The following is a 7032-nucleotide window of genomic DNA, read 5'->3' on the forward strand; positions in this document are numbered from 1 at the left end:
GCTGGTCCGGGACGGACGGATCGACAAAAACTGGGAAGAAAGCGCGCGAAACACGCGCGCGGGGAAACGATCGAAAGCGGCGAAAGGGGCTGGGAAGCGCTTAACCTGCGTGCCCGTGCGCGGGATCGTCGGATGCCGTTTCTTGCGGCACGTGCCGCACGAGCAGCGTCTGGAACTGGTCCGGCGCACGCGCAATACGCTCGTGTTCGCCCGTCGGGCCGAAGCCGAGGCGCTCGTAGAAGCGCATGGCGTTGCGGTTCTCGTCGGCGATCCATGCGTAGATTTCGGTGGCGCCCGCCCCCGCTAGCCACCCGCTTGCCGTGTTGACGAGCAGTTCGCCACCGCGCAGATGCCGCACGGCGGGCGCGACCCACAACTCGCTGACGAACGCGCGATGCGATGGCGCGTCCTCGAAGCAGGCGCCGATCAGACCGGCTGGATGCCCTTCCGTGTACAGGATGAACGATGTCGACGTGGCCGACGCAGCGTGCCGCGCGGCCGTTTCTTCGAACGTGGACGCATCGGCCGACAGCGCTTCTTCCAGCGTCTCGCCAAATGCGTAAGGCGCTTCGCGCAGCGAAGCGGTACGAAGCTCGCGGAAGACGACGCCCTGATTGGCTGCGATACGGCGAACGGTCAGTGAAGGACTCATGCGTTCGAAAATCCCTTAAATCCCTTGTGTCATCCGGGTAAAGCGCTAGCGCGTAGCTTTAACCGAACCGACGCGTGAGTCAAATCTTTAATTCGGCGCAGTGCGACCCAGCGCGCATGGGTTGACACGCGGCTACAAAACCGGCACACGCGAGGCCAGGCGTTTTGCGTCGCATCGTGCGGGAGCGGCCACGAACGCTTTCAGCGTCGTCAGCTTGCAGGCCGCTCGGGCACGCCGCCGCGCTTCGTGGCGCATCAGGGCGCATCAGGGCGCCTCGTAGCGCCCCGTGCCGTCGGGCCACGGCGTGAGCAACTCGTAGCCGTCGTCGGTGACGGCGACCATGTGCTCCCATTGCGCGGACAGCGAGCGGTCTTTGGTGACGACCGTCCAGCCGTCGCGCATCACCGACGTGCCGGCGCGGCCCGCGTTGATCATCGGCTCGATCGTGAACACCATGCCCGGCTTCAGGCGCACGCCCTGCCCCGGCTGGCCGTAGTGCAGCACCTGCGGGTCCTCGTGATACACCTTGCCGATGCCGTGCCCGCAGTAGTCGCGCACGATCGAAAAGCCCTCGCGCTGCGCGATCTGCTGGATCGCATGACCGACGTCGCCGAGCGTCGCGCCCGGCTTGACCTGGCGGATGCCCGCGAGCATCGCCTCATACGTCGTGTCGATCAGCTGCTGTGCGACCGTGCTCGGCTCGCCGACCGTGTACATGCGGCTCGTGTCGCCGAAATAGCCGTCCTTGATGACAGCCACGTCGATGTTGATGATGTCGCCGTCCTTGAGAATCTCGGCGCGGTCAGGAATGCCGTGACAGACGACGGAATTCACCGACGTACATACCGTCTTCGGAAAACCCATGTAGCCGACGTTGGCGGCAATCGCCTTCTGCGTGTCGACGATGTAGTCGTGGCAGATCGCGTCGAGTTCGCCCGTGGAGATGCCGGGCTTCACATGCTCGCCGATCATGGCGAGCACGTCGGCGGCGAGCCGGCCTGAGATGCGCAAGCGCGCGATGTCTTCGGGAGTCTTGTAGGTGATGGCCATGTCGTGTAAAGCGTTGGCGGCATGCATGGCACGGCGCGTTCAGCGTCATCGTGCGACGGGCGGTCAGGCGGGCATCGCGCGCATCTGGCGCAGTTCGCCTGGCACGGGATGACCCGCAACGCAAGCCATGCAGCCATGTGTGCGGTTGTCGATCAGGCCATTGTACAGAGTCTGCCCGCGCGGCCGCTTCAGACCCCGCCCGGAGCGCATCCGCAACTCAACCCGGCGGCGCGCTCCGGATCGCCGCGGCGATGTCGCGGCTCACGGCGGCAAGCGCCCGGCTGTGCGCGGCGACGAGCGCGGCGTCGTCCGCGCCCTGCACCGGCTCGCGTATCGTCGAGCGGCCCGTCAGCAAGGCCGTGCGACCCGTCACGCGCACGGTCCACAGCGCGTCGACGGCGACCGCCTCGCCGGGCATCGAATCGAATTGCAGGATATCGACGCGCACGCGGCACGCTTCCGTGCCCGCCACCATCTGCGACGACACCGACACGCGCTGCGAGCCGAGCAGCCGCGTCAGGTCGGCGGCGATCACATCGGCAACGCCGCTCTTGAGCGGCTCGCCCCAGCGCGCGAACTCATTGAGCTTCACTTCGTTGCCCGACACGCGTGTCACGAGCTGCGGCCGGTCGACCAGATCGGGCACCGTCACGGGCCCGACCACGACCGACACCGACAGCGGCGCGCCCGCGCTTTCGAGCGTCGTGTCGGGACTCAGCGTATAGAAGTTCGAGCGCGGCGAGCTGCACGCTGCCAGCAAGGTAATGGCGGCGGCGACGCAAACGCATGCGCCGGGCGGGAGCATCGATCGCTTCACTTTGCGTCCTCCTGTTTGCCTCGCAGCAGCGCTTCGGGATGGCGTTGCAGATAATCCGAGAGCGCGCGGAACGACGCCGCCGTACGCGCGAGCTCGCGGATCGCGTCGCTCGTGTCCTGCTGCAGCGTCGAATCGGGCGCAAGCGCGCTATTCGCCGAATTGAGCGTGGCCTGCGCCGCCGACAGCGTGCTCTTCGCCTGCGGCACCACCTGGGTATTGAGGCTCTGCATCAGCGTACCCGCATCGGCGAGCGCCTGCTGGGTGTTCTTGCCGATCTCCTCGATCGGCAGTTTGTCGATGCGCGCGACGATCCGGTTGATCGACTCCTGCAGCGATTGCAGGCCGCTCGGCTCGGTCGGCAGCTCGGCGGGCGTGCGGCTCCAGTCGATGCTCGCCTTCTGCGCATGCGGGAAGAAATCGAATGAGACGTACAGCTGGCCTGTCAGCAGGCTGCCCGTTTTCAGCTGCCCACGGAAGCCGCGCGACACGAGGAAATTGGCGATCTCCTTTGGATCGCGCACCACGCGCCCTTCTCCGGGTTCGCCCGCGTAGCGCGAGGTGAATCGCTCCGGATAGAACTTGATCTCGACAGGAATGCTGATCTGTTTCGTGACGGGATCGAAGCGCGTATAGATTGCCGCCACTTCGCCGAGCACGATGCCGCGAAAATCGACGGGCGCGCCCACCGTCAGGCCGCGCACCGATTCCTTGAAATTGAGCACATAGGTATCGACGATGCGGTCCTGCACCTTCATTGCGTCGACGCGCGTCGCGAACAGCGTGAACGGCGTGCGCGCCGGCGCTTCGGGCTGCGCCAGCGACTCTGCGGGCGTTTCGAAGGCCAGACCGCCGATCAGGATCGACACCAGCGACTGCGTGTTGATCTTCACGCCTTCCGTGCCGAGCGTGACATCGATGCCGCCGGCTTCCCAGAAGCGCGAATCACTCTTCACGTAGCGGTCGTACGGTGCGTTCACGAAGATATGCATGGTGATGCCGCCGCCGTTCTTGTCGAGTTCGTACGACGTCACCTGCCCGACGCGCAGGCGGCGGAAATAGACAGGCGAGCCGACATCGAGCGAAGCCAGGTTCGACGCGTTCAGCACGAACTCGCGGCCCGGCACGTCGCTCGCGAACACGGGCGGCACTTCCAGCCCGGTGTAGTCGCGCCGCTCATTCTTTGCACGGCCAATGTCCATCCCGATGAACGCGCCTGACAACAATGTGCTGATACCCGACACGTTGCCGCCCGTCACGCGCGGCCGCACGACCCAGAAGCGGGTGTCGTCGACGAGCATGTCGGTGGCGTCGCGCGTGAGTTCGGCAGTCGCGATGACGTTTTTATAGTCCTTCGACAGCGCGACTTTCTTCACGACGCCGATGTCGACGTCCTTGAACTTGATCTTGGTCTTGCCCGCTTCGAGCCCTTCGCCTGTCTTGAAGCTGATCGTGATGGTCGGCCCTTGCGAGAGCACGGCCTGCACCGCGAGCCAGACGCCGACCAGCACGGCGACGACGGGCACCAGCCAGATCCACTGGATGCGCCAGCGCTTGCGCGGCACGGCGACGGCGTCGGGCAGGTCGGGCGGCCGGCTCATTCCGTTTTCCTCGCATCCCAGATGAGCCGCGGATCGAACGACATCGCGGCGAACATCGTCAGCACGACGACCGCGCCGAACGCGATCGCGGCAGGACCGGCGCGCACGGTGGCGAGCGCGTTGAACTGCACGAGCGCCGTGAGCACGGCGATCACGTAGATATCGAGCATCGACCAGCGCCCGACCAGTTCGACGAGCCGGTAGATGCGCGCGCGCTGGTCCGGCTGCCAGGTGGAGCGTAAATTGGCCGAGGTCGCGAGAAAGCCGATCGCGAGAATCTTCAGCATCGGCACCGCGATGCTCGCGATGAAGACCAGCACCGCAAGCGGCCACGAACCCGAGGTCCACAGATACACGACGCCGCTCATGATCGTGTCCTTCTGCGCGCCGAACAGCGAGCTCGTGTCCATCACGGGCAGCACGTTCGCCGGGATGTAGAGGATGACGGCCGCGATCAGACAGGCCCAGGTTCGCGCGAGGCTGTCGGGCTTGCGCGGATGCAGATGCGCGCCGCAGCGCGGGCAATGCGCGGCATGCGCCGGCACGTGGACGGCGGCATGCACGTTCGCGTAGTCGCCTTCGTCACGCGCTTGCGCGGGCGCGGCGCGAGTCAGCAAGCCGCAGTCGTGACACACGCACAGGCCACACGCTGCGGCTGTTTCGCCGGCAAACGGCGTGTCGCTGTCGAACGCGGGGCCGGCATCGGGCACGCCCTGGAGCCGCGACCACAGGTCGCGCGCATCGAACGCGGAGGCGGCTGCCGCGAGCAACAACATCAGCGCGCCGAACGACCACAACGCAGGCCCCGTCACCACCGCCGCGATATGCGCGAGCTTCACCAGCGCGACCAGCAGACCGAGGATCAGCACCTCCGTCATGCCCCACTCCTGCGCGACACGCAGCGAGCGGAACACGGCATCCGCACGATACGGCGTGCGCCCGAGCCGCAACGGCAACAGCAGCCACACGAGGCCGAGTGCCTGGCACGCGGGCATCAGCATCGTCGTGATGAAGATCAGCGCCGACAGCGGCCACATGCCATCCCGGTATAGCACGCGCACCGCGCCGAACATCGTCGTTTCGACGACATCGCCGTTCACCGACAGACCGACGATCGGAAACGCGTTCGACACGATCCACAGCACGCAGGCGGCAAGCGCATAGGCGAGCGTGCGATCGAGGCTGTTCGCATGACGCCGGTACAGCGTCGCGCGGCAGCGGCAGCAACGCAGCGCGCCTTCGGTCGGCACGGCGCTTTCGCGCTGGAGCAGATCGCATTCGTGACAGGCGATCACCGGCGTGCGCGTCGCGTGGCCTAGATACGCGGACGACGTCTCGCTCATTTCGCGCTCTGCGCGGCCGCATCGCCGCTGTGCTGCGCTGCCTGGGTCGTCAGCCCTTCGGCCGTGATGACCCAGCCGCCGCCCATCGCCTTGTACAGGTTCACATACGACACCAGCACGCCCGCCTGGGTCTGCGTCTGGTTCAACTGCGCGTTGAAGAGACTGCGCTCGGCATCGAGCACCTCGATATAGCTGGTGTAGCCGCCTTCGTACCGCAGCCGCGCCAGATGCGCATAGGTCGCCAGCGCCTCGACCTGCCGTACCTGCACGTCGAACTGTTCGCGCACCTTCTGCGACGAGATCAGTGCATCGTCGACTTCCTGGAACGCGACCTGGATCGCCTTGCGGTACGAGTACAGCGCCTGCTGCTGCACCGCCTCGGCCTGCTTGACCTGACCGACGATCGCGCCGCCTTCGAAGATCGGCTGCGCGATCGAACCCGCAAACGACCACACGCGCGCCGGCCCCGTAAAGAGCTTCGAGAACTGCCCGCTTTGCGTGCCCAGCAGCCCCGTCAGCGAAATCTGCGGGAAATACAGCGCTTTGGCCGCACCGATCTGCGCATTCGCCGCGACGAGGTCCTGCTCAGCCTGACGCAGATCGGGACGGCGTTCCAGCAGATCCGACGGCAGCCCGGCCGGCACGGCGGGCGCCGCGAGGTCGGCCAGCGCGCGCCCGCGCAGGATATCGCCCGGATTGCGCCCGAGCAGCACCGACAGCGCGTCTTCCTGCTGCGCGATCTGCGCCTCGATCTGCGGAATCACCGCGCGCGACGCCTCGTATTCCGACTGGCTCTGCGCGAGTTCCATCTGCGAGACTTCGCCGCCCTTGAAGCGCAGATCGAACACGTGTACGGATTCGGCGCGGCTCGCCGTGGTGGCCTTCGCGATCTCCAGTTGCCGGTCGAGACTGCGCAGGTTGATATACGACGCTGCCACCGACGACACCAGCGTCAGCACCGTGCCGCGCTTCGCTTCTTCCGTCGACAGCAGGCTCGCACGCGCCGATTCCGTCAGACGCCGGTTGTGGCCGAACAGGTCGATTTCCCACGATGCCGAGAGCGCTAGCTGGTAGGTGTTGAACACGGGGTTCTGCACGTTCGCGAGCAGCGGCGACGAAGACGTCGAGATACGCTGGCGTTCGGCATCGAAACCCGCGCCGACCTGCGGAAACAGCGCCGCGCGCGTCGTCACGAACTGGCCGAGGAACTGGTCGACGCGCGCGGCGGCGATCTTCACGTCGTTGTTGTTCGCGAGCGCGGTCGTGATCAGTTCATCGAGCACCGGGTCGTCGAACTGCTTCCACCATTCGGTGTTCGCGATGTCCGCCGCGTAGTTGTCGGGGAAGCGGTACGTCGCGGGCACGTCGAGCGGAGGACGTGAGTAGTTCGGCCCGAGCAGGCAGCCGCTCAGGGCGAGGACGCATAGCGCGGACACAAGGCCGGTGGCGAGCGGAGTGGTCAGCGGAGCGCGGCGCATGTCAGTCACCCTCGCGCGGTGCGGACGGATTGGTCGTCGGTCCACCCGCTGACGGCGGCACCCTTGGCGGCTCGCCTGGCGCTGATCCCGACCC

At 66.4% G+C, this 7032-nt stretch carries 6 protein-coding genes; all 6 read right to left on the bottom strand.

Features of this window, described 5'->3' with window-relative positions; genetic code table 11:
- Window positions 1–100: 100 nt before the first annotated feature.
- Window positions 101–652 (bottom strand): GNAT family N-acetyltransferase, encoded by a 552-nt coding sequence (locus BLT65_RS03870; RefSeq protein ID WP_091774805.1) that lies wholly within the window; start codon window positions 650–652, stop codon window positions 101–103.
- 264 nt (window positions 653–916) lie between these two features.
- Window positions 917–1702 (bottom strand): type I methionyl aminopeptidase, encoded by a 786-nt coding sequence (gene map / locus BLT65_RS03875; protein WP_042313305.1) that lies wholly within the window; start codon window positions 1700–1702, stop codon window positions 917–919.
- Between the two features lie 217 nt (window positions 1703–1919).
- Complete coding sequence (locus BLT65_RS03880) at window positions 1920–2519, bottom strand: PqiC family protein (RefSeq protein ID WP_042313308.1); 600 nt, start codon at window positions 2517–2519, stop codon at window positions 1920–1922.
- The gene (locus BLT65_RS03885) at window positions 2516–4117 is read right to left on the bottom strand and encodes a PqiB family protein (RefSeq protein ID WP_091774808.1); all 1602 of its coding nucleotides are present in this window, start codon (window positions 4115–4117) and stop codon (window positions 2516–2518) included. Before BLT65_RS03885 ends, BLT65_RS03880 begins: the two co-directional genes overlap by 4 nt.
- Window positions 4114–5460 (bottom strand): paraquat-inducible protein A, encoded by a 1347-nt coding sequence (locus BLT65_RS03890; protein WP_091774811.1) that lies wholly within the window; start codon window positions 5458–5460, stop codon window positions 4114–4116. Before BLT65_RS03890 ends, BLT65_RS03885 begins: the two co-directional genes overlap by 4 nt.
- Window positions 5457–6938, bottom strand: a complete 1482-nt coding sequence (locus tag BLT65_RS03895) for an efflux transporter outer membrane subunit (protein ID WP_091774814.1) — start codon at window positions 6936–6938, stop codon at window positions 5457–5459. Before BLT65_RS03895 ends, BLT65_RS03890 begins: the two co-directional genes overlap by 4 nt.
- Between the last annotated feature and the right edge of the window lie 94 nt (window positions 6939–7032).

Origin of the sequence: Paraburkholderia steynii, from assembly GCF_900100565.1 — a bacterium.
Classification (GTDB): Bacteria; Pseudomonadota; Gammaproteobacteria; order Burkholderiales; family Burkholderiaceae; genus Paraburkholderia; species Paraburkholderia terrae.

What these genes read in the sequence shown, in the direction of transcription:
- BLT65_RS03890 (WP_091774811.1), bottom strand. Translation starts at nt 5,460, where the DNA reads ATGAGCGAGACGTCGTCCGCGTATCTAGGCCACGCGACGCGCACGCCG.
- map (WP_042313305.1), bottom strand. Translation starts at nt 1,702, where the DNA reads ATGGCCATCACCTACAAGACTCCCGAAGACATCGCGCGCTTGCGCATC.
- BLT65_RS03870 (WP_091774805.1), bottom strand. Translation starts at nt 652, where the DNA reads ATGAGTCCTTCACTGACCGTTCGCCGTATCGCAGCCAATCAGGGCGTC.
- BLT65_RS03885 (WP_091774808.1), bottom strand. Translation starts at nt 4,117, where the DNA reads ATGAGCCGGCCGCCCGACCTGCCCGACGCCGTCGCCGTGCCGCGCAAG.
- BLT65_RS03895 (WP_091774814.1), bottom strand. Translation starts at nt 6,938, where the DNA reads ATGCGCCGCGCTCCGCTGACCACTCCGCTCGCCACCGGCCTTGTGTCC.